Source organism: Pseudomonas sp. RW3S2 (assembly GCF_014268955.1).
Lineage (GTDB): Bacteria > Pseudomonadota > Gammaproteobacteria > Pseudomonadales > Pseudomonadaceae > Aquipseudomonas > Aquipseudomonas wayambapalatensis.
The window spans coordinates 13,708-40,188 of sequence record NZ_JABWRM010000010.1; the positions used below are offsets into that span (position 1 = coordinate 13,708).

General features: G+C 64.1%; 26 protein-coding genes and 1 other RNA gene. 9 read left to right on the forward strand and 18 right to left on the reverse strand.

What is annotated here, in order from left to right:
- Nucleotides 1-80: 80 nt before the first annotated feature.
- Entirely contained in the window at nucleotides 81-1,466 is a 1,386-nt protein-coding gene (locus tag HU748_RS15540; RefSeq protein WP_186721029.1) for a VOC family protein, read from the forward strand.
- Nucleotides 1,467-1,517: 51 nt separating this feature from the next.
- Here HU748_RS15540 and gcvH read toward each other — a convergent pair whose 3' ends face one another.
- The 9 genes from gcvH to HU748_RS15585 form a co-directional block, all read right to left on the reverse strand.
- On the reverse strand, nucleotides 1,518-1,901 hold the full coding sequence (gene gcvH, locus HU748_RS15545) for a glycine cleavage system protein GcvH (RefSeq protein WP_186709948.1): 384 nt from the start codon (nucleotides 1,899-1,901) through the stop codon (nucleotides 1,518-1,520).
- Between the two features lie 50 nt (nucleotides 1,902-1,951).
- Nucleotides 1,952-3,034, reverse strand: a complete 1,083-nt coding sequence (gene gcvT, locus HU748_RS15550; RefSeq protein ID WP_186669867.1) for a glycine cleavage system aminomethyltransferase GcvT — start codon at nucleotides 3,032-3,034, stop codon at nucleotides 1,952-1,954.
- A gap of 124 nt (nucleotides 3,035-3,158) precedes the next feature.
- A complete protein-coding gene (locus tag HU748_RS15555) occupies nucleotides 3,159-4,781 on the reverse strand; it encodes an iron ABC transporter permease (RefSeq protein ID WP_186709952.1) in 1,623 nt (540 codons plus the stop codon).
- 128 nt (nucleotides 4,782-4,909) lie between these two features.
- The gene (locus HU748_RS15560; protein WP_186721030.1) at nucleotides 4,910-5,914 is read right to left on the reverse strand and encodes an extracellular solute-binding protein; all 1,005 of its coding nucleotides are present in this window, start codon (nucleotides 5,912-5,914) and stop codon (nucleotides 4,910-4,912) included.
- Nucleotides 5,915-6,096: 182 nt separating this feature from the next.
- Nucleotides 6,097-7,314 (reverse strand): 2-octaprenyl-3-methyl-6-methoxy-1,4-benzoquinol hydroxylase, encoded by a 1,218-nt coding sequence (locus HU748_RS15565; RefSeq protein ID WP_186721161.1) that lies wholly within the window; start codon nucleotides 7,312-7,314, stop codon nucleotides 6,097-6,099.
- A gap of 9 nt (nucleotides 7,315-7,323) precedes the next feature.
- Nucleotides 7,324-7,806: a DUF4442 domain-containing protein gene (locus tag HU748_RS15570; protein WP_054894080.1), complete on the reverse strand. Its 483-nt coding sequence runs from the start codon at nucleotides 7,804-7,806 to the stop codon at nucleotides 7,324-7,326.
- Nucleotides 7,803-9,002 (reverse strand): 2-octaprenyl-6-methoxyphenyl hydroxylase, encoded by a 1,200-nt coding sequence (ubiH, locus tag HU748_RS15575; RefSeq protein ID WP_186709954.1) that lies wholly within the window; start codon nucleotides 9,000-9,002, stop codon nucleotides 7,803-7,805. The genes HU748_RS15570 and ubiH overlap by 4 nt, the downstream gene beginning before the upstream one ends.
- The gene (pepP, locus tag HU748_RS15580; protein WP_186721032.1) at nucleotides 8,999-10,333 is read right to left on the reverse strand and encodes a Xaa-Pro aminopeptidase; all 1,335 of its coding nucleotides are present in this window, start codon (nucleotides 10,331-10,333) and stop codon (nucleotides 8,999-9,001) included. Before pepP ends, ubiH begins: the two co-directional genes overlap by 4 nt.
- A gap of 22 nt (nucleotides 10,334-10,355) precedes the next feature.
- Nucleotides 10,356-10,910 carry a YecA family protein gene (locus HU748_RS15585; RefSeq protein ID WP_186669875.1) on the reverse strand — a complete coding sequence of 185 codons (555 nt, stop codon included), beginning with the start codon at nucleotides 10,908-10,910 and terminating at the stop codon, nucleotides 10,356-10,358.
- A 154-nt stretch (nucleotides 10,911-11,064) separates the two neighbouring features.
- Here HU748_RS15585 and HU748_RS15590 point away from each other — a divergent pair, with 154 nt between their 5' ends.
- The 4 genes from HU748_RS15590 (at nucleotide 11,065) to HU748_RS15605 (ending at nucleotide 12,473) form a co-directional block, all read left to right on the forward strand.
- Entirely contained in the window at nucleotides 11,065-11,274 is a 210-nt protein-coding gene (locus tag HU748_RS15590; RefSeq protein WP_054894084.1) for a TIGR02449 family protein, read from the forward strand.
- Nucleotides 11,271-11,588, forward strand: a complete 318-nt coding sequence (locus tag HU748_RS15595; RefSeq protein ID WP_054894085.1) for a cell division protein ZapA — start codon at nucleotides 11,271-11,273, stop codon at nucleotides 11,586-11,588. Before HU748_RS15590 ends, HU748_RS15595 begins: the two co-directional genes overlap by 4 nt.
- 17 nt (nucleotides 11,589-11,605) lie before the next feature.
- A non-coding RNA gene (gene ssrS, locus HU748_RS15600) (6S RNA) lies at nucleotides 11,606-11,784 on the forward strand.
- Nucleotides 11,785-11,864: 80 nt separating this feature from the next.
- Nucleotides 11,865-12,473 carry a 5-formyltetrahydrofolate cyclo-ligase gene (locus tag HU748_RS15605; protein WP_054894086.1) on the forward strand — a complete coding sequence of 203 codons (609 nt, stop codon included), beginning with the start codon at nucleotides 11,865-11,867 and terminating at the stop codon, nucleotides 12,471-12,473.
- A 19-nt stretch (nucleotides 12,474-12,492) separates the two neighbouring features.
- Here the strand turns inward: HU748_RS15605 and HU748_RS15610 are convergent, their stop codons facing one another.
- Complete coding sequence (locus HU748_RS15610) at nucleotides 12,493-12,642, reverse strand: hypothetical protein (protein ID WP_186721034.1); 150 nt, start codon at nucleotides 12,640-12,642, stop codon at nucleotides 12,493-12,495.
- Nucleotides 12,643-12,817: 175 nt separating this feature from the next.
- Here HU748_RS15610 and HU748_RS15615 point away from each other — a divergent pair, with 175 nt between their 5' ends.
- Entirely contained in the window at nucleotides 12,818-13,270 is a 453-nt protein-coding gene (locus HU748_RS15615) for an EVE domain-containing protein (protein ID WP_186669877.1), read from the forward strand.
- Between the two features lie 36 nt (nucleotides 13,271-13,306).
- On the opposite strand, the gene HU748_RS15620 is transcribed toward HU748_RS15615, so the two are convergent.
- Nucleotides 13,307-13,711 carry a flagellar basal body-associated protein FliL gene (locus tag HU748_RS15620; protein WP_186669879.1) on the reverse strand — a complete coding sequence of 135 codons (405 nt, stop codon included), beginning with the start codon at nucleotides 13,709-13,711 and terminating at the stop codon, nucleotides 13,307-13,309.
- A gap of 156 nt (nucleotides 13,712-13,867) precedes the next feature.
- Here HU748_RS15620 and HU748_RS15625 point away from each other — a divergent pair, with 156 nt between their 5' ends.
- Nucleotides 13,868-14,845, forward strand: a complete 978-nt coding sequence (locus HU748_RS15625; protein ID WP_186721036.1) for an NADPH:quinone oxidoreductase family protein — start codon at nucleotides 13,868-13,870, stop codon at nucleotides 14,843-14,845.
- 90 nt (nucleotides 14,846-14,935) lie between these two features.
- Here HU748_RS15625 and HU748_RS15630 read toward each other — a convergent pair whose 3' ends face one another.
- The 5 genes from HU748_RS15630 to trxA form a co-directional block, all read right to left on the reverse strand.
- Entirely contained in the window at nucleotides 14,936-15,586 is a 651-nt protein-coding gene (locus HU748_RS15630; RefSeq protein WP_065861755.1) for a gamma-glutamylcyclotransferase, read from the reverse strand.
- Nucleotides 15,587-15,919: 333 nt separating this feature from the next.
- On the reverse strand, nucleotides 15,920-16,888 hold the full coding sequence (locus HU748_RS15635) for a CDP-6-deoxy-delta-3,4-glucoseen reductase (protein WP_186669883.1): 969 nt from the start codon (nucleotides 16,886-16,888) through the stop codon (nucleotides 15,920-15,922).
- Nucleotides 16,888-18,354: a 4-hydroxy-3-polyprenylbenzoate decarboxylase gene (ubiD, locus tag HU748_RS15640; protein ID WP_186669884.1), complete on the reverse strand. Its 1,467-nt coding sequence runs from the start codon at nucleotides 18,352-18,354 to the stop codon at nucleotides 16,888-16,890. Before ubiD ends, HU748_RS15635 begins: the two co-directional genes overlap by 1 nt.
- 241 nt (nucleotides 18,355-18,595) lie before the next feature.
- Entirely contained in the window at nucleotides 18,596-19,855 is a 1,260-nt protein-coding gene (rho, locus tag HU748_RS15645) for a transcription termination factor Rho (protein ID WP_039581904.1), read from the reverse strand.
- Nucleotides 19,856-20,106: 251 nt separating this feature from the next.
- The gene (trxA, locus tag HU748_RS15650; protein ID WP_009684153.1) at nucleotides 20,107-20,436 is read right to left on the reverse strand and encodes a thioredoxin TrxA; all 330 of its coding nucleotides are present in this window, start codon (nucleotides 20,434-20,436) and stop codon (nucleotides 20,107-20,109) included.
- Nucleotides 20,437-20,713: 277 nt separating this feature from the next.
- Here trxA and ppx point away from each other — a divergent pair, with 277 nt between their 5' ends.
- Nucleotides 20,714-22,216 carry an exopolyphosphatase gene (gene ppx, locus HU748_RS15655; protein ID WP_186709989.1) on the forward strand — a complete coding sequence of 501 codons (1,503 nt, stop codon included), beginning with the start codon at nucleotides 20,714-20,716 and terminating at the stop codon, nucleotides 22,214-22,216.
- Between the two features lie 44 nt (nucleotides 22,217-22,260).
- Here the strand turns inward: ppx and ppk1 are convergent, their stop codons facing one another.
- On the reverse strand, nucleotides 22,261-24,498 hold the full coding sequence (ppk1, locus tag HU748_RS15660) for a polyphosphate kinase 1 (RefSeq protein ID WP_186721038.1): 2,238 nt from the start codon (nucleotides 24,496-24,498) through the stop codon (nucleotides 22,261-22,263).
- Between the two features lie 20 nt (nucleotides 24,499-24,518).
- Nucleotides 24,519-25,529 carry a porphobilinogen synthase gene (gene hemB / locus HU748_RS15665; protein WP_186669886.1) on the reverse strand — a complete coding sequence of 337 codons (1,011 nt, stop codon included), beginning with the start codon at nucleotides 25,527-25,529 and terminating at the stop codon, nucleotides 24,519-24,521.
- 208 nt (nucleotides 25,530-25,737) lie between these two features.
- On the opposite strand from hemB, the gene HU748_RS15670 reads away from it, so the two are divergent.
- Complete coding sequence (locus HU748_RS15670; protein ID WP_186669887.1) at nucleotides 25,738-26,382, forward strand: DedA family protein; 645 nt, start codon at nucleotides 25,738-25,740, stop codon at nucleotides 26,380-26,382.
- Nucleotides 26,383-26,481 lie beyond the last annotated feature (99 nt).

Consider the following 26,481-nt stretch of genomic DNA (forward strand, 5'->3'; position numbering starts at 1 on the left):
TCACACTTTTTTTCGCTTGTGGACAAAGTCCATTCCCCGCTTTCATGTAAGGGTATCTACTGACCTTCAGGAAGCTAGCGATGCCCGCCCACGATTTCGTCAGCCCCGACAGCATCCGCGCGCAGTTCTCTGCCGCCATGTCGCTCATGTACAAACAGGAAGTGCCGCTCTACGGCACGCTGCTGGAGCTGGTGAGCGAAATCAACCAGCAGGTCATGGCCCAGCAGCCTGAAGTCGCCCAGGCCCTGCGCTGGACCGGTGAAGTCGAACGCCTGGATCAGGAGCGCCATGGCGCGATCCGTGTCGGCACCGCCGAAGAGCTGGCGACCATCGCCCGCCTGTTCGCCGTCATGGGCATGGAGCCGGTTGGCTACTACGACCTGAGCTCGGCTGGGGTTCCGGTGCACTCCACCGCCTTTCGCGCGGTGCACGAACAGGCGCTGCACATCAGCCCGTTCCGCGTGTTCACCTCGCTGCTGCGCCTGGAGCTGATCGATAACCCGCCCCTGCGCGCATTGGCCCAGGACATCCTGGCCAAGCGCCAGATCTTCACCCCGCGCGTGCAGGAGCTGATCGCTCAGTGCGAACGCGACGGCGGCCTGAGCGCGGCCGATGCCGAAACCTTCGTACAGGAGGCGCTGCACACCTTCCGCTGGCACCAGCAGGCCACGGTCACCGCCGAACAGTACCAGCAACTGCACGACCAGCACCGCCTGATCGCCGATGTGGTGGCCTTCAAGGGCCCGCATATCAATCACCTGACCCCACGCACCCTGGACATCGATGCAATCCAGGTCGGCATGCCGGCCAAGGGCATTCCGCCCAAAGCCGTGGTCGAAGGCCCACCCACCCGGCGCCACCCGATACTGCTGCGTCAGACCAGCTTCAAGGCATTGCAGGAAAAGGTCGCGTTCAGCGATGCCCAGGGCAGCCACACCGCGCGCTTCGGCGAAATCGAGCAACGGGGTGCGGCGCTGACCCCCAAAGGCCGTGCGCTCTACGACCGCCTGCTCGACGCTACCCGGGCCGCCCTCAACGGGGTGCCGGCCGAAACCAATGCCGAGCACTACAAGACGCTGCTGGCGCAGCACTTTGCCGAATTCCCGGATGATCTGACGCAGATGCGCGAGCAGGGGCTGGCCTACTTCCGTTACTTCGCCACCGAAAAAGGCCTGGCCGAGCGAGATCGCCAGGATCGACCGTCCACGCTACAAGGCCTGATCGACGCTGGCCATGTGCATTTCGAGGCGCTGGTGTACGAGGACTTCCTGCCGGTCAGTGCCGCAGGGATCTTCCAGTCGAACCTTGGCGACGATGCCCAGGCTGACTATGGCAGCAATGCCAACCGCGATGCCTTCGAGGCAGCGCTGGGCCTCAAGGTGCAGGACGAACTGGCGCTGTACGCCCAGAGCGAACGACGTTCGCTGCAAGCCTGTGCACAGGCCTTGGGCGTTGCGCTGAACTAAGGCCATCGGGGCTGCCAGGCAGCCCCTTCGTGCGGCCTCGGCCGCACACCATCACTCGCCGATGGCAGCCTTGTAGCCCGCCGCGTCCAGCAGTTTGTCCAGCTCGGCCTTGTCGCTTGGCTTGAGCTTGAAGATCCACGATTCGTAGGGCGCTTCATTGAGCAGCTCAGGGCTTTCGGCCAGCTCCTCGTTGACGGCGATGACTTCGCCGCCGACCGGGGCGTAGATGTCGGATGCGGCCTTGACCGACTCGACCACCCCCGCAGCGTCGCCCGCGGCGAACACCTTGCCGACTTCGGCCAGTTCGACGAACACCACATCACCCAGAGCTTCCTGGGCGTGATCGCTGATACCCACGGTCACGGTGCCGTCGGCTTCCAGGCGCGCCCATTCATGACTTTCAGCAAAACGCAGGTCGGCGGGGATATTGCTCATGTGTCGTATTCCTCGGTTGGCTCAGCGGTCTACCGCCGGTAATTGAGTGTTCAGATCAGGGTCTTGCCGTGGCGCACGAAGGTCGGTTTGACCACCCGCACCGGATACCACTTGCCGCGAATCTCTACTTCGGCGCGGTCGCCAGTGGCGATGGGCACGCGCGCCAAGGCAATGGACTTGCTTAGCGTAGGGGAGAAACTACCACTGGTGATCTCTCCTTCGCCAATACCGGCAACACGAACTATCTGGTGGGCACGCAGAACGCCGCGCTCCTCCAGTACCAGGCCGACCAGTTTGTCCTGCACACCACGCTCGATTTCCGCCAGCAGGCCGCTGCGGCCGATGAAATCGCGCTCGGCTGGCTCCCAGGCGATGCTCCAACCCAGGTTGGAGGTCAGCGGTGTGTGGGCTTCGTCGATATCCTGGCCGTACAGGTTCATGCCGGCTTCCAGGCGCAGCGTGTCACGAGCGCCAAGGCCGCTGGGGGCAATGCCGGCGCCGACCAGATCGTAGAAGAACGTTGCGGCCTGATCGCCTGGCAAGATGATTTCCAACCCGTCTTCGCCAGTGTAGCCGGTGCGGGCAATGAACCAGTCGCCTTCGCCGACGCCCTCGAACGGGCGCAGCTCGCGAATCAGCGCGGCACGCGCAGCACTGAGCAGTGCGGCGACCTTCTCGCGGGCCTGGGGCCCTTGGATGGCGAGGATCGCAAGATCGGGGCGTACCTCGATACCGACGGCAAAGCCTTCGCTCTGCGCGTTCAACCAGGCCAGTACCTTGTCGCGGGTGGCAGCATTGGCCACCAGTCGATAGCCGTCTTCGGTGCGGTAGGCGATCAGGTCGTCGATGACCTTGCCCTGCTCATTGAGCAACGGGCTGTAGAGGGCTTTTCCGGGGCTTTCGAGGCGGGCCACGTCGTTGGCCAGCAGGCGCCGTAGCCAGGGGGTGGCGTCGGCACCGTCGATGTCGATGACTGTCATGTGGGAAACGTCGAAGACGCCGCAATCACTGCGGACCTGATGATGTTCTTCGACCTGAGAGCCGTAATGCAGGGGCATGTCCCAACCGCCGAAATCGACCGTCTTGGCGCCAAGCGCCAGGTGCAGGTCGTACAGGGGCGTGCGCTGTCCCATGGGTTTCTCCTTCCGGGCGTGGCGAAGCAGAGGCGGTCGGCGCTGTTGAATCAGCACCTGATCTTGTAGGACCCACCTCTACGAATGCCGCGCATTGTAGCCGCAAGGGCGGGGGCTGGCACCCTCAGTGAGGATGCCCAGGGCGATAGGCGGAGCGACGGATCAGGCCGATGACCGGCAAAAGCCCTACCAGCACCAGGGTCAGGGCCGGCAGCGAGGCGCGCGCCCATTCGCCCTCGCTGGTCATCTCGAACACCCGCACGGCCAGGGTGTCCCAGCCGAACGGCCGCATCAAAAGGGTGGCCGGCATCTCTTTCAGCACATCGACAAACACCAGTAACGCGGCACTGAGCGCACCCGGGACCAGCAGCGGTAGATACACCTTGAAAAACAATCTCGGCCCGGCCACGCCGAGGCTGCGAGAAGCCTCCGGCAGCGACGGGCGGATCCGCTCCAGACTGCTTTCCAGCGGCCCGTAGGCCACCGCGATGAAGCGCACCAGATAAGCCAGTAACAGCGCAGCCACACTGCCCAGCAACAGCGGCTTGCCGGCCCCGCCCAGCCAGGTGGAAAGCGGGATCACCAGTTGATTGTCCAGATAGCTGAACGCCAGCATGATCGATACCGCGAGCACCGAACCAGGCAAGGCGTAGCCCAGGTTGGCCAAGCCGACGCCGGCACGAATCGATGGCGTGGGCGCCTGACGCCGGGCGAAGGCCAGCAACAGTGCCACGCTGACGGTGATCAACGCCGCCATCGCGCCCAGGTACAGGGTGTGCAGGATCAATGCGCCATAGCGTTCGTCCAGGTCATGTCGGCCACGCTGCCAGAACCACGCCAGCAACTGCAGCAGCGGGATGACGAAGGCGCAGGCGAACACCAGCAGGCACCAGCCACTGGCCGCCAGCGCCTTGAGCCCGCGCAGATGATAGAGCGCCTGCCCGCGCGGGCGCTCGTTGCCGCTGCGGCTGGCGCCACGGGCGCGGCGTTCGCCATAGAGCACCAGCATCACGACCAGCAACAACAGGCTGGCCAGTTGCGCCGCACCGGACAGGCTGAAGAATCCATACCAGGTCTTGTAGATGGCAGTGGTGAAGGTATCGAAGTTGAACACCGATACCGCACCAAAGTCCGCCAGCGTTTCCATCAACGCCAGGGCGATGCCCGCGCCGATGGCCGGCCGCGCCATCGGCAGCGCCACCCGCCAGAACGCCTGTAGCGGCGACAGCCCCAGCACCCTCGCGGCCTCCATCAAGCCCTTGCCCTGGGCCAGGAAGGCGGTGCGCGCCAGCAGGTAGACATAGGGATAGAACACCAGCACCAGCACGATGATGACCCCACCGGTCGAACGTACCCGGGGCAGGCGCATCGGCCCGAACACCTCGCGCAAGGCACTCTGCACCGGGCCGGAGAAGTCCAGCAGGCCGACGAAGACGAAGGCCAGTACATAGGCGGGAATGGCAAAGGGCAGCATCAGTGCCCAGTCGAGCCAGCGCCGGCCGGGAAACTCACAGAGACTGGTGAGCCAGGCCAGGCTGACCCCCAGCACGGTGACGCCGACACCCACGCCCAGCACCAGGGTCAGGGTGTTGCCCAGCAGGCGGCTCATCTGGGTGTCGAGCAGGTGCGACCAGATCTGCGTGTCGATCGACTGCCACGACAGCACCAGTACGCTCAGGGGCAGGAGCACCAGGGCGGCGACAAGGCTGACCGGAAGGTACCAGCGGCGTTGGGGGGAGTGGGGCAAGACAGGTATCTCGGTTGCAGGTTGCGACCGCTGTGCGGTCGTTCGCGGCCAAAGCCACTCTCAACGTCTGGGAGTGACTTCAACTGCGAAGGGGCCTTGAACGGCCCCGAAAGGATAAGCGCTGAAACTCAGTTCCAGCCAGCCCGATCCATCAGGCGAATGGCTTCGGCCTGGCGCTTGCCCGCCACTTCCACCGGCAGGCTGTCGGCCTTGAAGCTGCCCCAGGCCGCGACTTCATCCGACGGCTTGACCTTGGGGTTGGCCGGGAACTCCTGGTTGATGTCGGCGAACAGTTTCTGCGCTTCCTCGCCCGTCATCCACTCGACCAGTTTCTTCGCCGCTTCCGGGTGCGGGGCATGCTTGGTCAGGCCGATGCCCGAGAGGTTGACGTGCACGCCACGGTCGCCCTGGTTGGGCCAGAAGATCTTCACCGGCAGATTCGGGTCGGCCTTGTGCAGGCGCCCGTAGTAGTAGGTGTTGACCACACCCACGTCGCATTGCCCTGCGGCAACGGCCTGAATCACGGCGTTGTCGTCGGAGAACACGTCGGTGGACAGGTTGCTGACCCAGCCCTTGACCAGCTTCTCGGTCTCGGCCTCGCCGTGGGTCTCGATCAGGGTGGCGGTCAGCGACTGGTTGTAGACCTTCTTTGCGGTGCGCAGGCACAGGCGGCCTTCCCACTGCTTGTCGGCCAGGGCTTCGTAGGTGCTCAGCTCCGAGGGCTTGACCCGCTCGGTGGAGTAGATGATGGTCCGCGCACGCAGGCTCAGGCCGGTCCAGTCGTGGGACGAAGCGCGGTACTGCGGCGGAATGTTCTTGTCGATGATGTCCGACTTGATCGGCTGCAGAATGCCCATCTGCTCGGCCTGCCAGAGGTTGCCGGCATCCACGGTGAGCAGCAGGTCGGCGACGCCGTTCTGGCCCTCGGCCTTGATGCGCTGCATCAGCGGCGCTTCCTTGTCGGTGATGAACTTGATCTTCACCCCGGTCTTGGCGGTGTAGGCATCGAATACCGGCTTGATCAGCTCGTCGATGCGCGAGGAGTACACCACCACTTCATCATCCGCCGCCTGGACGGAACCGGCAAACAAGGTCAGGGCCAGGGCGGCCAGTAGGGGCTTGCGGGGCGACATGGTGGATGCTCCTCGGGGTTAGAGAGGTGCAAATGGTAGTGAATCCCATTTTCCCACTCACCCTTGGAGCCGTTACCGGATGTTGCAAAGCAATCGCGGGGCAAGCCCGCCCCTCTAGGACCACCCCGCTCTTCAGGCAGGTGATGTACCTGCAGGAGCGGGCTTGCCCCGCGATAGGGCCCTCAAGCCTTGGCCAGGTCTGGCAGGTCGCCGCTCAACCCCAAGGCCTGGCGCACGAACACCGCCTTGGCCTCAGGGATCCCTTCCACCAGCTTCAACCCGGTATTGCGCAGCCAGCGCAGCGGCAGCGGGTTGGCCTGGAACAGGCGCTCGAAGCCCTCCATCGCCGCCATCAGGGCAAGGTTGTGCGGCATGCGTCGGCGCTCGTAGCGACTCAACACCCTCACATCGGCCAGACGCTCGCCACGCTCGCACGCGTGCACCAGTTCCTCGGCCAGCACTGCCGCATCGAGAAAGCCCAGGTTGACGCCCTGCCCCGCCAGGGGATGAATGGTGTGGGCCGCATCGCCGATCAGCACCAGGCCTTCTTCCACATAGCGCTTGGCATGACGCTGGCGCAGCGGCACGCAGACGCGGCGGTCGGCATGCAGCACTTGGCCCAGGCGGCCTTCGAAGGCGCGCTCCAGTGCCTGGCAGAACGCCGCATCATCCAGCGCCATGGCCTGCTCGGCCTGCTCCGGCGTGGTGGACCAGACGATCGAACACCAGTGCTGGCCGTCATCGCGCGACAACGGCAGAAAGGCCAGCGGACCTTCGTCGGTGAAGCGCTGCCAGGCCGTGGCGCGGTGCGCCTCGCTGCAGCGCACGCTGGTGACGATGGCGTGGTGCAGGTAATCCCACTCGCGCGTCTCGCAGCCCGCCAGGCGCCGCACCGCCGAATTGGCGCCATCGGCAGCGACCACCAGCGGCGCACGCAAGCGACGGCCATCGGACAGGGTCACCAGCCACTCATCGCCAGAGCGGCGCAGCTGTTCCAGCCGCGCATTGGGCAGCAGCCCGACGTCACTGTCGTGCAGACGGTCCAGCAGGCCGTCCTGCACCACACGGTTCTCGACGATGTGGCCGAGCACCTGAGCATGCACACTGGCGGCTGAAAAATGAATCTGACCGGTGCCGCTACCGTCCCAGACCTGCATGTCCGAATAGGGCGTCACGCGGCGCCCGGCAATGCCCTCCCAGGCGCCAAGACGCTCGAGAATGCGCTGGCTGGCGGCCGACAGGGCACTGACCCGCGGCTCGAAGGGCGCGGCGTCATCGAAAGGCTTGACCGACAGCGGCCCGCCATCGAGCAGCAGCACCTCCAGGCCACTGTGGCGCAACGCCAGGGCCAGGGCGCTGCCGACCATACCGGCACCGACAATCAACAGATCCGCGCGCATGTCCATGCCTTACGCCTGCCTCGCTTGCGGCTTGAGCCGCACGTATAGGGTTTTGTCGACCCGCGCCACCAGCTCGCCGGCGCCGTCGCGGATATCGACCTGCAGACGCGGCAGGCACTTCTTGCCACCGGCCGTCTGCTGGCGGATGTCGTCCAGCAGTGCGTCGTCGATGTGGAATTCGGCGAACACCGGGCCCTTGCCCGGTGCGATGAAGTCGATGCTGGCGGCCTTGTCCCAGACGATGTACTCGCGGCCCAGCTGCTCGATCAGCAACAGCATGTAGAACGGATCGACCATCGAGTAGAGGCTGCCACCGAACTGGGTGCCGACGTAGTTGCGGTTCCAGCGGGTCAGGTTCATGCGCACCTTGACGCTGCGCATGTCGGGGCTGATGTGCTGCACGCGGATACCGGCCCCCAGGTAGGGCGGGTAGAAATTCAGCAACCAGCGCAGCATGCGGGCCCGGCGCGCGAGCTTGCGGGCGTCTTTCATGCGCGGCCTCGCGGGTCGGGGCGGGTTCCCAGGCCCATGGCCTGGCGGGCGAACCAGCTCTTTGCCGGCGGCAGCAGGTCCAGCCCCAGCAGGCCGAGGTTGCGCCCGGCGGCCAACAGCGGTTGGGCGCTGCCGAACAGGCGGGTGACCTGGTCGGAGAAGCCGATGGTCAGACTCTGGTCCAGGCGTTGGCGCTGGCGATAGCCCTGCAACGTTGCCAGGTCGCCCGGCTGCTGCGGGCCTGCGAGCAGGGCCTCGGCCAGCGCCTGCACGTCACGCAGCGACAGGTTGAAGCCCTGGCCTGCGATCGGATGCAGGCTGTGCGCCGCGTTGCCTAGCACCACCAGGTGCGGGCGTACCTGCTCCTCGGCTTCGACCAGCGCCAACGGGTAGAGATGCCGTGCGCCGACCTGGCGCAGAGCGCCGAGGCGGTAGCCGAACGCGTCCTGCAGTTCGCGCAGGAAGGCGCGCTCGTCGATATCGGCCAGACGCCGCGCGTCCATGCCCTGGCGGGTCCAGACCAGCGCGCAGCGGTTTTCCGGCAGTGGCAGCAAGGCCATCGGGCCTTGTTCGGTGAATCGTTCGAAGGCCTGGCCACGATGGGCCTCGCCTGGAGAGATGTTGGCGATCAGCGCGCTCTGGTCATAGGGCGTGCGGCGCACATGAATGCCCAACTGCTCGCGCAGGCCGGAGCGGCCGCCATCGGCGAGAATCGCCAGGTCGCACTCAAGGCTGGTGTCATCGTCGAGTTGCAGGCGATAACCGCCCTCGACGGGCTGCATGGCCCTGACTTCGGCCGGGCAGCGCCAGCTCACCACCTCGCTGTCCAGCCCCTGCCACAGGCACTGGCCGAGCCAGGCGTTCTCCACCACATAACCCAGCGCAGGCACACCTTCTTCCTGGGCATCCAGCCGGGTGGCGCCAAAGCGGCCGCGGTCAGACACCTGGATCTGCCGAATCGGCTCGGCGCGGCGCTCGATGCCCTGCCACAGGCCAAGCTGGTCGTAGATCTGCCGAGTGCCGAAGGACAGCGCCGAGGAACGTGCGTCGTAGCTGGGCTGGAAGCTGTCGCCGGGGGCGAACGGCTCGATCAGCAGGATCTTCCAGCCACGCACCTTGGCCCCGGCCTGCAGCGCCAGCGCGAGGCTGGCACCGACCAGGCCGCCGCCGATGATCGCCAGGTTGACCCGGCTCATGCCACGTCCTTGCGCGCGTCGAGCATCAGTGCCTCGATTTCGTCGACTGTCTTCGGCACACCCAAAGTGAGAATTTCACAGCCCTTTCTGGTGACCACCACGTCGTCCTCGATCCGCACCCCGATGCCGCGCCACTTCTTCGCCACACTCTGGTTGTCGGCGGCGATGTAGATACCTGGCTCGACGGTCAGCGCCATGCCCGGTTCGAGCACTCGCCACTGGCCGCCGACCTTGTACTCGCCCACATCGTGCACATCCATGCCCAGCCAGTGGCCGGCGCGGTGCATGTAGAACGCGCGGTAGGCTTCGCTGTCGATCAGCGCCTGCACCTCACCCTTGAGCAGCCCCAGCTCGACCAGCCCCTGGGTGATCACTCGCACCGTCGCCTCATGGGCGTGATTCCAGTGTTTGCCCGGGGCGATCTCGGCAAAAGCGGCTTCCTGGGCCTTGAGCACCAGTTCGTAGATCGCCTTCTGCTCGGGCGAGAACCGCCCGCTGACCGGGAAGGTGCGGGTGATGTCGCTGGCGTAGCAGTCGATCTCGCAACCGGCGTCGATCAGCACCAGGTCACCGTCCTTGAGCGGCGCATCGTTCTCCTGATAATGCAGGATGCAGCCGTTGCGCCCGGCGGCGACGATCGAGCCATAGGCCGGCATCTTCGCGCCACCCTTGCGGAACTCGTAGTCCAGTTCGGCCTCCAGGCTGTATTCGTGCAGACCGGCGCGGCAGGCCTGCATGGCCCGCACATGGGCGCGCGCGGAAATTGCCGCAGCCTCGCGCATTACCTTCACTTCCGCTGCCGACTTATACAGGCGCATGTCGTGCAGCAGATGATCCAGGGCAACGAACTCGTTCGGCGGTTGCGCACCGAGGCGCGCCTTGGAGCGGATCACATTGATCCAGTCCATCAGCCGGCGATCGAACTCGGGGTTGCTGCCCATGGCGCTGTAGACCCGCTCGCGACCTTCGATCAGGCCAGGGAGGATCTCGTCGATGTCGGTGATCGGGAAGGCATCGTCGGCGCCGAAGTCGCGTATCGCGCCCTCCTGGCCGGCACGCAGACCGTCCCAGAGCTCACGCTCGGGGTTGCGCTCGCGGCAGAACAGCACGTATTCGCCGTGCTCGCGGCCGGGGATCAGGGCGATCACCGCCTCGGGCTCCGGGAAGCCGCTCAGGTACTGGAAGTCGCTGTCCTGGCGATAGACGTGCTCGACGTCGCGGTTACGAATCGCGACCGCCGCCGCCGGCAGGATGGCGATGCTGTCGGGGACCATCTGCGCCATCAGCGCCTTGCGCCGACGGGCGTACTCCGCCTTGGGTATGTGGCTCATGGGCAAACGACCCCCGGGTCGATCAATGCAGCGATGGTTTTGGCGCCGGCGCGACAGGCGCGGCCAGCTCCGTGTACAGCAGCAGCGGTGCGACGCGCAGGTACTCCATGACTTCCATGTAGTCGCTCTCGCCGTCCTCGGACTCTTCCAGCGCTTCTTGCACCTGGGAGATGGCGACCAGGTCCTGGAGCACTTCCTTGGCATCGGTGGACAGGTCCTTGCCACCGGCGTTCAGGCCAAAACCGGTAATGAAGCCCTGGCACCATTGGCCCAGCGCCGTGGCGCGATCGCTCAGGGCGGCATCGTCGGTCGGCAGCAGCAGCACGATGGCGACGTCTTCGCCGGTCAGCTCGGCCTTGACCATCTCCTGCAGGCCGATCAGGGCGTTGCGGACAGTGTCACCGGGCTCGGTTTCAAGCAGTTGGGCGGCGTCGGCCAGCCAGGCATCGGCATCGAAGCCGGCACCGGCGCAACTGCGACCGATCAGCAGGCCGTGCAGCTCGGCAGGAGTGGCGGGATGGCCATTGCTGGAGAGCAGCATGGCGAAGGCGATGTAAGGCGATTGGGTATTGGGCATGGGCGGCTAGGCGCCAGACGGCGCATATGACTAGAATGAAGACCTTGTATCCTAGCACCGGCAGGCGCGCCAAGACCATCTGCGCTGGCCGTCGCGGCTCGGGCAGAGGCATGATCGCCAGGCGATCGACGAAGGAGCGGATCGAGTGCAACCCATGCAAGACAATGACCTGCAAGCGCTGATGAGCCGATTCGAGTTGCTGATCGAGCGCGTCGAGCAACTAAAACGGCAAAATGCACTCCTAGTAGCTCAGGAAAAATCCTGGCGCGAAGAGCGCGCCCACCTCATCGAAAAGAACGAGATCGCCCGGCACAAGATCGAGTCGATGATCTTGCGTCTGAAGGCCCTGGAGCAAGACTCATGAGTTCAAGCAATAGCGTCACCGTCCAGATTCTCGACAAGGAATACTCGATCATCTGCCCGCCGGAAGAACGCAACAACCTGGTGGGTGCCGCGCGCTACCTGGACGGCAAGATGCGCGAGATCCGCAGCAGCGGCAAGGTGATTGGCGCCGACCGCATCGCGGTGATGGCGGCTTTGAACATCACCCATGAGCTGCTGCACCGCCAGGAGCGCCCTGACGTCGCCAGCGGCGGCACCACCCGCGAACAGGTGCGCGACCTGCTCGAGCGCGTCGACCAGGCGCTGTCCGACGACGCGGTTAGCAAAAACGATTGAGATTGGTATACTGGCGCGACTCCCTGGGGGATGCGCCAGTCGGTTATGTCCCTGAGCCGATACGCACAACCACGGGGGTTGCACGTGGGGCAGGTGTGCATGTCCGCTCGACGGAAAGCCTTAACGCCTCCTGCAATCTCCACCTTGAACTTTCGGGTTCAAGGGCTACACCGATAGCGGTCTTGTCGGGGAGCCTGAATTCTCAATGCCCGCCTTTACCGGCGGGCATTTCGTTTGTGCCGCCGTCGGCGGCCAGCATCCGGGATCGCCTGTGCCATGACCGACACCGTGCCGCTCACCCGTCCGCAACTTCGCCGCGTGCTGCGCAACGCACGACGCGCGTTGACGCCCGCCCAGCAACGCCAGGCCGCCGTCGGGCTGTACCGGCAACTGGCCCAGCACCCGCTGTTTCGCCGCGCGCGGCATATCGCTCTGTACCTGCCCAACGACGGTGAGATCGACCCGCGCCTGTTGCTGCGCGAAGCCCAGCGGCGCGGCAAGCGCACCTACCTGCCAGTGCTGCATGCCTGGCCACGCACGCGCATGGTGTTCCAACGCTTCGAACAGGGCGAAAAACTGCGACGTAATCGCTTCCGCATCCCTGAACCAGTCATCGAGCGCAAGCGTCAGCGGCCGGTCTGGTCGCTGGACCTGATCCTGCTGCCACTGGTGGGTTTCGATGAAGTGGGCGGACGGCTTGGGATGGGCGGCGGCTTCTATGATCGCAGCCTGGCCTATCAGGGGCGGCGCAAGGCGTGGAAGAAACCGCTGCTGCTGGGGCTGGCACATGAATGCCAGAAGGTGGAACGACTGGCGCAGGCCAGTTGGGACGTACCCTTGCGCGGAACGGTCTCGGACCGCGGCTGGTATCTGGCGCCGGCGTGAAGCCGCGCGCCGCGAAACTTCAGCGCTGCTGTTGGGCGGATACGGTCGGCGCCTGATAGGCGGCGTCGAGCTTTCGCTCCCACAGACCCTGCGCATAACCGGTGGTGACGACACCCAGACCGAAGATGAAAGCCAGGATCCACAGCAGGTCCGGTTTGCGTTTGTTCATCGTTGCCCCCCTAGGCAAACTGTTCAGGCTCGGCAGCCTTCTTGGTGCTACCGGAGCGTATAGCTTTAAAATCGGCGCATTTTCCGACAACGTGACGCGCCACGCAAATGTTGACGCCAACCGGCTGTCGGTTTGATGCAACATCTTATTTCAAACCTTGTCAGGAGCAGCATCCATGGCCTATTGGCTGATGAAATCCGAGCCCGACGAACTTTCCATCGAAGGCTTGGCCCGCCTCGGCCAGGCGCGCTGGGACGGGGTGCGCAACTACCAGGCACGCAATTTCCTGCGGGATATGAGCGTAGGCGACGAATTCTTCTTCTACCACTCCAGTTGCCCGCAACCGGGTATCGCCGGGATCGCCCGGATCAAGGCCGGCGCCTACCCCGACCCGACGGCGCTGGACCCGCAAAGCCACTACTTCGACGCCAAGGCCAGTGCCGAGAAGAACCCTTGGAGCGCAGTGGATGTCGAGCATGTGCGCACGTTCGGTCAGGTGCTTGGCCTCGGCTTGCTCAAGCAGCAGACGGCGCTCGAAGCACTTGCACTGGTGCAGAAAGGCAGCCGCCTGTCGGTGATGCCAGTGACCCCGGAGCAATGGCAGGCAATCTGCGCGCTGGCGAGGTGATCCAGGCAGCCGCTGTGCGGGAGCGCGCCGAGGAACTCACTGCACGATCAGGTTGTTGAACAGCAGGTCCTCGACGATCGGCTTGCCTTCTTCGGTTTCCATCACCTGCTGAACCTGCTTCAAGGCTTCCTGACGCAACGCCTCCTTGGCTTCGACATTGCTCATGTTATCCACGCCTTGCTGGGTGAACAGCGCCACCAGCTGGTTGCGGATCAGCGGCTCATGGTGCTTGACCGCCGCGGCGGCAGCATCGCCGGTCACGCGCAGGGCCACGTCGGCCTTGTAGACGCGCAGCCTGGGGCCGCCATCGAGGGCATAGTTGCCGACCAGAGGCGGGGTCAGGTTGATGTAGGCAACCTTTGGCTCGCCTTCCTTGCCCTCTTCGGCCATGGCCGCCACCGGCAGCATCAAGGCCAGCACCATCAAGATCCACGCTTTCACGAAATCGCTCCTCAATACAATTGGCGCCAGCTTACCCAGCGCGTCGCTCAAACCCAAGTCCGGGCTTATGCCGGCCTATCAGAGCAGGCCATGCTCGTTGACCCGCCCCTTCGTCCTCCTACACTTATCGGCCATCACCCGCAAAGGAATAGCCCGATGAAAGCTGTGTTGTGCAAAACCCTGGGCCCGGCACGGGACCTGGTGCTGGAAGAGGTCGCGGATCCCGTGCCGAAGAAGAACGAGATCCTCCTCGAGGTGCATGCCGCCGGGGTCAACTTCCCCGACACCCTGATCATCGAGGGCAAGTACCAGTTCCAACCGCCTCTGCCCTTCTCGCCCGGCGGCGAAGCGGCCGGCGTGGTGGCGGCAGTCGGCGAGAAGGCCGGGGCTTTCAAGGTCGGCGACCGGGTCATGGCCCTCACCGGCTGGGGCGCCTTCGCCGAGCAGGTCGCGGTGCCTCACTACAATGTGCTGCCCATTCCGGCAGGTATGGATTTCACCACGGCGGCCGCCTTCGGCATGACCTACGGCACCTCGATGCACGCACTTACCCAGCGCGGCCAGCTCAAGGCGGGCGAAACCCTGCTGGTGCTCGGTGCATCAGGCGGCGTCGGGCTGGCAGCGGTGGAAATCGGCAAGGCGTTGGGTGCACGGGTCATCGCGGCGGCCAGCAGTGCCGAAAAGCTCGCCGTGGCCAAGGCAGCCGGCGCGGATGAGTTGATCGACTACAGCCAGGCCAGCCTCAAGGAAGAGATCAAGCGCCTGACCAACGGCCAGGGTGCGGACGTGATCTACGACCCGGTCGGCGGCGAGCTGTTCGACCAGGCAGTGCGAGGCCTGGCCTGGAACGGCCGGCTGCTGGTGGTGGGCTTTGCCAGCGGCAGCATTCCGCAGATGGCGGCCAACCTGGTGCTGCTCAAGGGCGCTGCAGTGCTGGGGGTGTTCTGGGGCGCGTTCGCCCAGCGCCAGCCAGAAGACAACGTTGCCAACTTCCGTCAGCTGTTTGCGTGGCATGCCGAGGGCAAGTTGAAACCGCTGGTGTCGCAGACCTACGCGCTGGGCGAGGCCGGGGCGGCTATCGAACGGCTGGGGCAGCGGCAGGCGGTGGGCAAGCTGGTGGTGTTGGCCAGGTGATTCGGTGATGACTTCTTCGCGGGCAAGCCCGCTCCTACAAACTGGACCGTCTCTGCAGGAGCGGGCTTGCCCGCGAAGAGGCCAGCGCAGTCAAACCTCGCGCAGGTTATGGCAGCGCTGAAACCGCGCCTCCAGCCCCCGATCAGGCATCTGGTGGCTGCGCAAGGCGTTGAGCGTCTGCTCCACATACTCCCGCGTGGTGCCGTAACGCCCCTTGGCACTGGCCAGAATCTGGCTGAACAGGGTGTCCGGCAGGTTGCCGGCATAGCACGGCAAGTGACGCTCGAGCACAAAGCCCAAGGCCTGCACCTTGCTGCCGTCATCGAGTCGGCAGGTCAGCCAATGCGGGCGATAGGCCGGATAGGGCATCTCCCGCTGCCACAGAGCCATCAGCGAGTCGTCCAGGCAGCTCTCGTCCAGGCGGTAAGCAAAGCCGCTGCACGACCCTCCACGATCCAGGCCGAACACCAGCCCGGGGCATTCCGGTGTACCGCGGTGCTCATGGGACCACAGGTAAAGCCCACGATGATAACCGTGCACCCGCGCACGCTGGCGCTCTACCGAGTTGCACTCCGGACGCCAGATCAACGAACCATAGGCGAACAACCACACAGGCCCACCGTCATGACGGGACATGGTCGTTGTCATGGAGTGCTGCAATTGCTCAGGGGTCAGTTGTTGACCGAAGTCGAGCGACGGAGGATAGGAAACCTGCCACGAAGAACTTTCAAGTGCCGACATAGGCTGCCGCCATTATTTCCTGTGTAACTACCGGAGAGCTGTGTTGCGATCGACGCCTTCGCCTGCGAGCCCGCACCCAATGCTGCGGGGCCTGTACCGCAAGAGGTTGATGACGATGTGCCTACCGTAAGACATATGACGGCGAAACCTCAACCCCTTTTGGCAAAGTTTCACGCGCGATACCGACGACTGGAAAGTGTTGTTATAAGCATAGTAAAAGTTATTAACCCGGCGAGTAATAATTCACCGCTTATAATCGACGACGATAACTTTGGTTATTAATCACGGCGCGCCATTGCAGCGCGCCGCAGGCGCTCATGAAGACCTAGTTACTCAGCCGCGTGGAGCGTAGGCAAACACGTCGGCGCGCATGCGGTGTGCATCCATGCCCGCCTCGACCAGCGCATCGAGCGTGCCATAGACCATGTTCGGTGAACCGCTGGCATAGACATGCACACTGTTCAGGTCGGCGATATCCTCGCACACTGCCTCGTGCAAAAGGCCGCAACGCCCCTCCCAGCCACACAGGTCGCTGACCACCTTGTGCAGGAACAGGTTGGGCAGACGCTCCCATTCGGCCCAGTGCTCGAGGGTGTAGAACTCCTCGGGCCGACGCACACCCCAGTAAAGGTGCACCGGATGCTTGAAGCCGTTGGCGCGGCAATGCTCGACCAGGCTGTGCATCTGGCCCATGCCGGTCCCGGCAGCAATCAGCACCAGCGGCCCGTCCGGCAGCTCGGCCAGGTGTGCGTCACCGAATGGTAGCTCGATGCGGGCCATACCGTTGCGCTGCAACTGCTCGATCAGCTTTACCGCGCTGCTTTCGCGGGCCAGCACATGCAGCTCGAGATCACGGCCCGAATGCGGGGCAGACGCCAGGGAAAAGGCGGCCTTGTCGGCGCCCTCACGCTCGATCATCAGGTATTGCCCGGCGTGGTAGCGCGGCGGCTTGCCGGCGGGCGCGCGCAGACGCACGCGCCAGACATCCCCGCCGACCTCGACGCACTCGCTGACGGTGCAGGCCAGCTTGCGCACGGGCAACTCGCCCAGGGCCAGCACGCCATCCCACAGCAGCACGCAGTCTTCCAGCGGTTCGGCGATGCAGGTGAACAGTTCGCCGTGATCGCGGACCTCACCGTCCTGTCGTACCCGCCCCTCCACCAGCAACGCCGCACACACATGGCAATTGCCGTTGCGACAGCTGCTCGGGCACTCGTAGCCCAGGCGCCGCGCGGCATCCAGAATCCTCTCGCCCGGCTCGATGGACAGCACCGCGCCGGACGGCTGCAAGGTCACCTGCATCAATCTATTCCCAACTGGTCCCACAGCTCATCGATACGGCGGGTAACGGCCTCGTCCTTGACGATGACCCGGCCCCATTCGCGTGTAGTCTCGCCCGGCCACTTGTGCGTGGCGTCCAGGCCCATCTTCGACCCCAGGCCCGATACCGGCGACGCGAAGTCGAGGTAGTCGATCGGCGTGTTGTCGATCATCACCGTATCACGCTTGGGATCCATGCGCGTGGTGATGGCCCAGATCACGTCGTTCCAGTCGCGGGCGTTGACGTCGTCGTCGGTGACGATAACGAACTTGGTGTACATGAACTGTCGCAGGAACGACCACACACCCAGCATCACGCGCTTGGCGTGCCCCGGATATTGCTTTTTCATGGTCACCACCGCCATGCGGTAGGAACAGCCTTCCGGTGGCAGGTAGAAGTCGACGATCTCGGGGAACTGCTTCTGCAGGATCGGCACGAACACTTCGTTCAGCGCCACGCCGAGGATCGCCGGCTCATCTGGCGGCCGGCCGGTGTAGGTGCTGTGGTAGATCGGCTTTTGCCGATGGGTGATGCGTTCGATGGTGAACACCGGGAAGCTGTCCACCTCGTTGTAGTAGCCAGTGTGGTCGCCGTAAGGGCCTTCCGGGGCCATTTCACCCGGATGGATCACACCTTCGAGGATGATTTCGGCGGTGGCCGGCACCTGCAGGTCGCTGCCGCGGCACTTGACCAGCTCGGTGCGGTTGCCGCGCAGAAGCCCTGCGAAAGCGTACTCGGAGAGGGTGTCGGGCACCGGCGTCACGGCGCCAAGGATAGTGGCCGGGTCTGCACCCAGCGCGACGGCCACCGGGAACGGCTGACCTGGGTGCTTCTCGCACCATTCGCGGTAATCCAGCGCGCCGCCACGATGGCTCAGCCAGCGCATGATGACCTTGTTGCGGCCGATGACCTGCTGGCGATAGATGCCCAGGTTCTGGCGATCCTTGTTCGGACCACGGGTGACCGTCAGGCCCCAGGTAATCAGTGGCGCCACGTCACCTGGCCAGCAGTGCTGGATCGGCAATTGCGAAAGGTCGACATCGTCACCCTCGACCACCACCTCCTGGCACACCGCATCCTTGACCACCTTGGGTGCCATTGACACGACCTTCTTGAAGATCGGCAGTTTCGACCAGGCATCCTTCAGGCCCTTCGGCGGCTCGGGCTCCTTGAGGAAGGCCAGCAACTTGCCGATTTCACGCAGTTCGCCGACCGACTCGGCCCCCATGCCCATGGCCACACGCTCGGGAGTACCGAACAGGTTGCCCAGTACCGGAATGTCGAAACCCGTGGGTTTTTCGAACAGCAGCGCCGGGCCCTTGGCCCGCAGGGTGCGGTCGCAGACTTCGGTCATTTCCAGGACGGGCGAGATAGGAACCTGGATGCGCTTGAGTTCACCGCGCTGCTCCAGGCCACGGATAAAGTCGCGCAAATCGCGATACTGCATGCGTGAGCCTCGTGTTGGCTGTATCGGTCGGGGTGCAGAGTGTAGCGCCGATCGGGCTTTGATAGCCAAATGGCAGAGTGCAATGCGCTCGTTCGTTAGGGCGCATCAATGACTTGGGGCCGCTATGCGGCCCATCGCGGGACAAGCCCGCTCCTACAGGTCTGGCGTGATCCTTGTAGGAGCGGGCTTGTCCCGCGATGGGCTGCGCAGCAGCCCCAATTCGCTGTACCGACGGAAACGCTTACTTGCGCTTCATCGACAGGAAGAACTCATCGTTGGTCTTGGTCTGCTTGAGCTTGTCGATGAGGAACTCGATGGCCGCCACTTCATCCATCGGGTGCAGCAGCTTGCGCAGGATCCACATGCGCTGCAGCTCGTCGTCGGCAGTCAGCAGCTCTTCGCGGCGGGTGCCGGACTTGTTGATGTTGATGGCCGGGAACACACGCTTCTCGGCGATGCGGCGGTCCAGCGGCAGCTCCATGTTGCCGGTACCCTTGAACTCTTCGTAGATGACCTCGTCCATCTTCGAGCCGGTCTCGACCAGCGCGGTGGCGATGATGGTCAGCGAGCCGCCTTCCTCGATGTTACGGGCAGCACCGAAGAAACGCTTGGGCTTTTCCAGGGCGTGGGCGTCGACACCACCGGTCAGGACCTTGCCGGAGCTCGGGATCACGGTGTTGTAGGCACGCGCCAGACGGGTGATGGAGTCGAGCAGGATGACCACGTCCTTCTTGTGCTCGACCAGGCGCTTGGCCTTTTCGATCACCATTTCGGCAACCTGCACATGGCGGGTCGGCGGCTCGTCGAAGGTCGAGGCGACCACTTCGCCGCGCACGGTGCGCTGCATCTCGGTCACTTCTTCCGGGCGCTCGTCGATCAGCAGGACGATCAGGTGGCACTCGGGGTTGTTACGGGTGATGTTGGCCGCGATGTTCTGCAGCATGATGGTCTTGCCCGCTTTCGGCGGAGCGACGATCAGGCCGCGCTGGCCTTTGCCGATAGGCGCGCACAGGTCGATGACACGGCCGGTGAGGTCTTCGGTGGAACCGTTACCGGCTTCCATCTTCAGGCGATGGTTCGGGAACAGCGGCGTCAGGTTCTCGAACAGGATCTTGTTCTTCGCGTTTTCCGGACGGTCGAAGTTGATGGTATCGACCTTCAGCAGGGCGAAGTAACGCTCCCCTTCCTTAGGCGGGCGGATCTTGCCGACGATGGTGTCGCCGGTGCGCAGGTTGAAGCGGCGGATCTGGCTGGGCGAGACGTAGATATCGTCAGGGCCGGCCAGATACGAGGCATCTGCCGAACGCAGGAAACCGAATCCATCCTGGAGAATCTCCAGCACGCCGTCACCCGAGATCTCTTCGCCGCTCTTCGCGTGTTTTTTCAACAGGGCGAAAATCACGTCCTGCTTGCGCGAACGGGCCATGTTTTCGATGCCCATCTGTTCGGCCATTTCCAGCAGATCGGTAATCGGCTTTTGCTTGAGTTCTGTCAGGTTCATAAGGGGAGTGACGTAATCATGTAAGAAGGGGGGAATTAAGCTTCTGGCTTAATGAGGTCGCGCCGCTAGATTGGCGACAGGATCGCGTACTGATTCGAATTGGGAGTGCGTCGCGACGGCGTGCAGAGGGCACTGGAGAAGCAGTGCGAGGCCGAATGTAACACTTGCTTTTTTCGACGTCTAGTGGTTTTGACAGGGGAAATCGAGCCTCAGGGGCAAAAAAAGCCCCGCATTCGCGGGGCTTTTTCACATCACAGGTGGGCGTCGAGGAACGCAGCCAGCTGGGACTTGGACAGCGCGCCGACCTTGGTGGCCTCGACGTTGCCGTTCTTGAACAGCATCAGCGTCGGGATGCCGCGCACGCCGTGCTTGGCCGGGGTTTCCTGGTTGTCGTCGATGTTCAGCTTGGCGACGGTCAGCTTGCCTTCGTAGGTGGAGGCGATGTCGTCCAGGACCGGAGCGATCATCTTGCATGGACCGCACCATTCAGCCCAGTAGTCGACCAGCACCGGGCCTTGAGCCTGCAGCACTTCGGCTTCGAAGGTGGCGTCGGTGACGTGTTTGATCAGATCGCTGCTCATGGAGTTCTCCAGGTCGTAAGCATAAAAAACGTTGCCCATCATAGCCGCACCCACGCCCTACAGGAAGCCACGGCCGATTGAGTGTAACTATAGTTGTGCAAGACGCCCCGAATCGAAACCGTCATACAAGCGTCATAGGATTTGTCCGAGGCCTTTGTTGATCAGTCATCCAGGCCACCCGCACATTGCCCTGCATCAATCCTCGCCATGTCGCGCGTTGGCGTATGCCCGCGATCATGGCAGGATTGCCGGGTTATCGACCGAGAACATCCAGATCATGCCGCAAACCACCGCGAAGAACCTGTCTCTGATCGCCGCCATCGACCTTGGCTCCAACAGCTTCCACATGGTCGTGGCCAAGGCCCACCATACCGAGATCCGCATTCTCGAACGGCTGGGGGAGAAGGTTCAACTGGCTGCGGGCATCAACGAAGACCGCCAGCTCAGCGAAGAAGCCATGCAGCGGGGCCTCGAATGCCTCAAGCGTTTCGCCCAGCTGATCAACGGCATGCCGGCCGGCGCAGTGCGCATCGTCGGCACCAACGCCCTGCGTGAAGCGCGCAACCGCAATGACTTCATCCTGCGTGCCGAAGCCATCCTCGGCCATCCGGTCGAGGTCATTTCAGGCCGTGAAGAGGCGCGCCTGATCTACCTGGGTGTGTCGCACACCCTCGCCGACACGCCCGGCAAACGCCTGGTCGCCGATATCGGCGGCGGCAGCACCGAGTTCATCATCGGTCAACGCTTCGAGCCCCTGCTGCGCGAGAGCCTGCAGATGGGCTGCGTAAGCTTCACCCAGCGCTATTTCCGCGACGGCAAGATCACCCCGGCACGCTACGCCCAGGCCTACACCGCCGCGCGCCTTGAGCTGATGAGCATCGAGAACGCCCTGCACCGCCTGACCTGGGACGAGGCCATCGGCTCGTCGGGCACCATCCGCGCCATCGGCGCCGCGATCAAAGCCAACGGCCATGGCAACGGCGAAGTCAACGCCGAAGGCCTGGCCGTGCTCAAGCGCAAGCTGTTCAAGCTGGGCGAAGTCGACAAGATCGACTTCGACGGCGTCAAACCGGACCGGCGCACCATCTTCCCTGCGGGGCTGGCGATTCTCGAGGCGATCTTCGACGCCCTCGAACTGCAGCGCATGGACCACTGTGACGGCGCCCTGCGTGAAGGCGTGCTGTTCGACCTGCTCGGCCGCCATCATCACGAGGACGTGCGTGAGCGCACGCTGAACTCGCTGATGGAGCGCTATCACGTCGACCAGGGCCAGGCCGCACGGGTGGAGCGCAAGGCGCTGCACGCCTTCGACCAGGTGGCCAAGGCGTGGGATCTGGAAAACGGCAACTGGCGCGACCTGCTGGGCTGGGCGGCGAAGGTGCATGAGGTCGGGCTGGACATCGCCCACTACCACTACCACAAGCACGGCGCCTACCTGATCGAGCACTCCGACCTGTCGGGCTTCTCCCGCGAGGACCAGCAGATGCTGGCCCTGCTGGTACGCGGCCATCGCCGCAACATCCCCAAGGACAAGTTCGCCGAGTTCGGCGACGAAGGCGTCAAGCTGATCCGCCTGTGCGTGCTGCTGCGCTTCGCCATCCTCTTCCACCACATCCGCGGCACCCAGCAAATGCCCAAGGTCGAGCTCAAGGCTGCCGACGACAGTCTGGAAGTGGTGTTCCCTGAAGGCTGGCTGGAGCAGAACCAGCTGACCCAGGCCGACTTCGCCAACGAGGCTGAGTGGCTGGCGCGGGTCGGGTTCGTGCTGAGCGTGCGTTGAAGGTTTGAGTGTGCTGGGGCTGTTTTGCAGCCCCAGCAATCTGACTACCGTACGTTCAGCACCGGGTTGCTCAGGCGCTCCAGCAGGGTCGCCTGGGCGCTGCGCGGGTTCTGGTTGCCGGTCGGCGTGCTGCGCACATAACGACCATCAGGCTGCAAGGTCCAGGCCTGGGTATTGTCGGTCAGGTAGCCTTCGAGCTCCTTCTTCACCCGCAGCAGCAACTTCTTGCCCTCTACCGGGAAGCAGGTCTCGACACGCTTGTCGAGGTTGCGCTCCATCCAGTCGGCGCTGGACAGGTAGATCTGCTCCTCGCCGCCGTTGAGGAAGTAGAACACCCGCGTGTGCTCGAGGAAGCGGCCGATGATCGAGCGCACATTGATGTTGTGCGACACCCCCGGGATGCCCGGGCGCAGGCAGCACATGCCACGCACCACCAGGTCGATGCGCACGCCCGACTGGCTCGCCTTGTACAGGGCCTTGATGACCTTGGCATCGGTCAGCGAGTTGAACTTGGCGATGATGTGCGCCGGCTTGCCGTCGAGCGCGAACTGCGTCTCGCGGGCGATCATGTCGAGCATGCCCTTCTTGAGGGTGAAGGGTGCATGCAGCAGCTTCTTCATGCGCAGGGTCTTGCCCATGCCGATCAGCTGGCTGAACAGCTTGCCGACGTCCTCGGTGAGTGCGTCATCGGAGGTCAGCAGGCTGTAGTCGGTGTACAGGCGGGCGTTGCCGGCGTGGTAGTTACCGGTACCCAGGTGCGCGTAGCGGACGATCTCGCCCTGCTCGCGGCGCAGGATCAGCATCATCTTGGCGTGGGTCTTGAAGCCGACCACGCCATAGATCACCACCGCGCCGGCTGCCTGCAGGCGGCTGGCCATCTGCAGGTTGGACTCTTCGTCGAAACGCGCACGCAGTTCGATCACCGCAGTGACCTCCTTGCCGTTACGCGCCGCATCGACCAACGCGTCGACGATCTCCGAGTTGGCCCCGGAGCGGTACAAGGTCTGGCGCACAGCGAGCACGTGCGGGTCCTTGGCGGCCTGGCGCAGCAGGTCGACCACCGGGGTGAAGGATTCGAACGGGTGCATCAGCAGCACATCCTGCTTGCTGATGACGCTGAAAATGTTGTCGGCGTTCTGCAGGATCTTCGGGATCGCCGGGGTGAACGGGGTGTACTGCAGCTCCGGGTGGCTGTCCAGGCCGGTGATGCTGAACAGACGGGTCAGGTTGACCGGGCCATTGACCTGGTAAAGCTCGCTCTCGCTCAGGCTGAACTGCTTGAGCAGGTAGTCGGAGAGGTGCTTCGGACAGGTGTCGGCAACCTCCAGGCGCACAGCATCGCCGTAGCGGCGCGAGAACAGCTCGCCACGCAGGGCGCGGGCAAGGTCGTCGACCTCTTCGGAGTCCAGCGCCAGGTCGGCGTTTCGGGTCAGGCGGAACTGATAGCAGCCCTTGACCTTCATGCCCTGGAACAGGTCGTCGGCGTGAGCGTGGATCATCGACGACAGGAATACATAGTTGTCGCCGGGGCCGCCAACCTCTTCCGGCACACGGATCACCCGCGGCAGCAGGCGTGGCGCCGGAATGATCGCCAGGCCCGAGTCGCGACCGAAGGCATCGACGCCCTCGAGCTCGACGATGAAGTTCAGGCTCTTGTTCACCAGCAGCGGGAACGGGTGGGTCGGGTCGAGGCCGATCGGGGTGATGATCGGGGCGATCTCGTCGCGGAAGAAGCGACGCACCCAGGTCTTGAGCTTGGGCGTCCAGTGGCGGCGGCGGATGAAGCGAATCGCATGCTTCTCCAGCTCCGGCAGCAGCACGTCGTTGAGGATCGCGTACTGGCGGTCCACCTCCAGGTGCACCAGCTCGCTGATCCGCGCCAGCGCCTGATGCGGCTGCAGGCCGTCGGCGCCGGCCTGTTCGCGGGCGAAATTGATCTGCTTCTTAAGCCCGGCGACGCGGATCTCGAAGAACTCGTCGAGGTTGCTGGAGAAGATCAGCAGGAACTTCAGACGCTCCAGCAGCGGGTAGGACTCATCCAGCGCCTGTTCCAGCACGCGGATGTTGAACTGCAGCTGCGAAAGTTCACGATGAATGTACAGGCTGCTGTCGTCCAGGCCCGGCACCGGAATCGCCGGGGCCGGCGCCGGGGCGGCGGCCTCGACGACAGGCACCGGCTCAGGTGCAGGCGCCGCTGGGAGGTCCGGCGGGGTCTGCATCAGTTCCTCCGGGAGGGCCTTGGCTTCCTTGATCTCGACAGCAGTGAGCACTTCGTTATTCATCTGACGTTCCTGTGAGGGCGTTACTGCCCTCTCAACAATTGAGCGGCACGCACGGCGAAATAGGTGAGGATGCCATCGGCGCCGGCCCGTTTGAAAGCGGTTAGGGATTCGAGAATCACGGCTTCGCTGAGCCAGCCGTTCTGGATGGCCGCCATGTGCATGGCGTATTCGCCGCTGACCTGATACACGAAGGTCGGCACGCGGAATTCGGTTTTGACGCGGTGAACGATGTCCAGGTACGGCATGCCCGGCTTGACCATGACCATGTCGGCGCCTTCGGCGAGGTCGGTGGCCACTTCATGCAGGGCCTCGTCACTGTTGGCCGGGTCCATCTGGTAGGAGGCCTTGTTGGCCTTGCCCAGGTTCAGCGCCGAGCCGACCGCATCGCGGAACGGGCCGTAGTAGGCGCTGGCATACTTGGCGGAGTAAGCCATGATGCGCACGTTGACGTGACCGGCCAGCTCCAGGGCTTCGCGGATCGCCTGCAGACGACCGTCCATCATGTCGGACGGCGCCACCACCTGGGCACCCGCTTCGGCGTGCGACAGCGCCTGACGCACCAGGGCGTCGACGGTGATGTCGTTCTGCACGTAGCCCTCTTCGTCGAGGATGCCGTCCTGGCCGTGGGTGGTGAAGGGGTCGAGCGCAACGTCGGTGATCACCCCCAGGTCCGGGAAGCGCGCACGCAAGGCGCGGGTGGCACGCTGGGCGATGCCGTCCGGGTTCCAGGCCTCGGCACCGTCGAGGGACTTTTTCTCCACCGGGGTGACCGGGAACAGCGCCAGCGCCGGAATCCCCAGCTCCACCCAACCCTGTGCGGCTTCGAGCAGCAGGTCGATCGACAGGCGCTCGACGCCCGGCATCGACGGCACTTCCTCGCGGCGATTTTCGCCGTCCAGCACGAATACCGGCAGGATCAGGTCATCGACGGTCAGGGTGTTCTCGCGAACCAGACGACGGGAGAATTCGTCCCGGCGGTTGCGACGCAGGCGGGTAGCAGGAAACAGGCGGTTGGCGGGGGTAAAACTCACGGCAGACTCCTGAGCCCGCGCAGGCGGGCTAGCGCGACAGTTATAAGCGCCCATTATGACGCCTAGGTTACAGGGAAGAGCAACCCTGCGACTTGTGGCCGCAGGCATTGTCCTTGTAGGAAATGTTCACGTCGAGACACATTTGGACACTTTCCCCCAGGCGCGCGAAGGGGTAGGCTGCGCGTTCATTTCGCCAGCACCTCAGAAAATGCTTCAACAATTCCTGCAGGATTTCGGCTATTTCGCCCTCTTTCTAGGCACCTTCTTCGAAGGCGAGACCATCCTGGTACTTGCAGGATTCCTCGCGTTCCGTGGATACATGGACATTAGCCTGGTCGTGGTGGTGGCGTTCTTCGGCAGCTATGCCGGTGACCAGCTCTGGTATTTCATGGGCCGTCGCCACGGGCGCAAGATCCTTGCGCGCAAACCGCGCTGGCAGGCGATGGGCGACCGCGCGCTGGAGCATATCCGCCGCCATCCCGACATCTGGGTGCTGAGCTTCCGTTTCGTCTATGGGCTGCGCACCGTGATGCCGGTGGCCATCGGCCTGTCCGGCTATCCTCCGCGGCGCTACCTGCTGCTCAACGGCATCGGCGCGGCAATCTGGGCCCTGGCCCTGGGCGCGGCGGCCTATCACTTCGGCGCCATCCTCGAAGGCCTGCTGGGCAACGTGAAGAAATACGAGCTATGGGTGCTCGGTGGCCTGCTGGTGCTGGGCGGACTGCTCTGGCTGCGCCGACGTTTCCGCAACCTGCGTGCGGAGCGCAAGGCGGCGGCAGAAGGCCAATCCCCACAGGCTGAGCAGGCTGTAGAGCCCGAGCAGAAGCCAGGCCAAGGGCGTAACCGTCCCTAGGCCCAGCGCCCCGCCCAGGTAAAGCGCCGGGCCGTTGGACACCAGCCGCAGCAGCTCAAGGCGCGCGGCCCGAGGCCGGTTCTCCAGCGCCATCCCAAG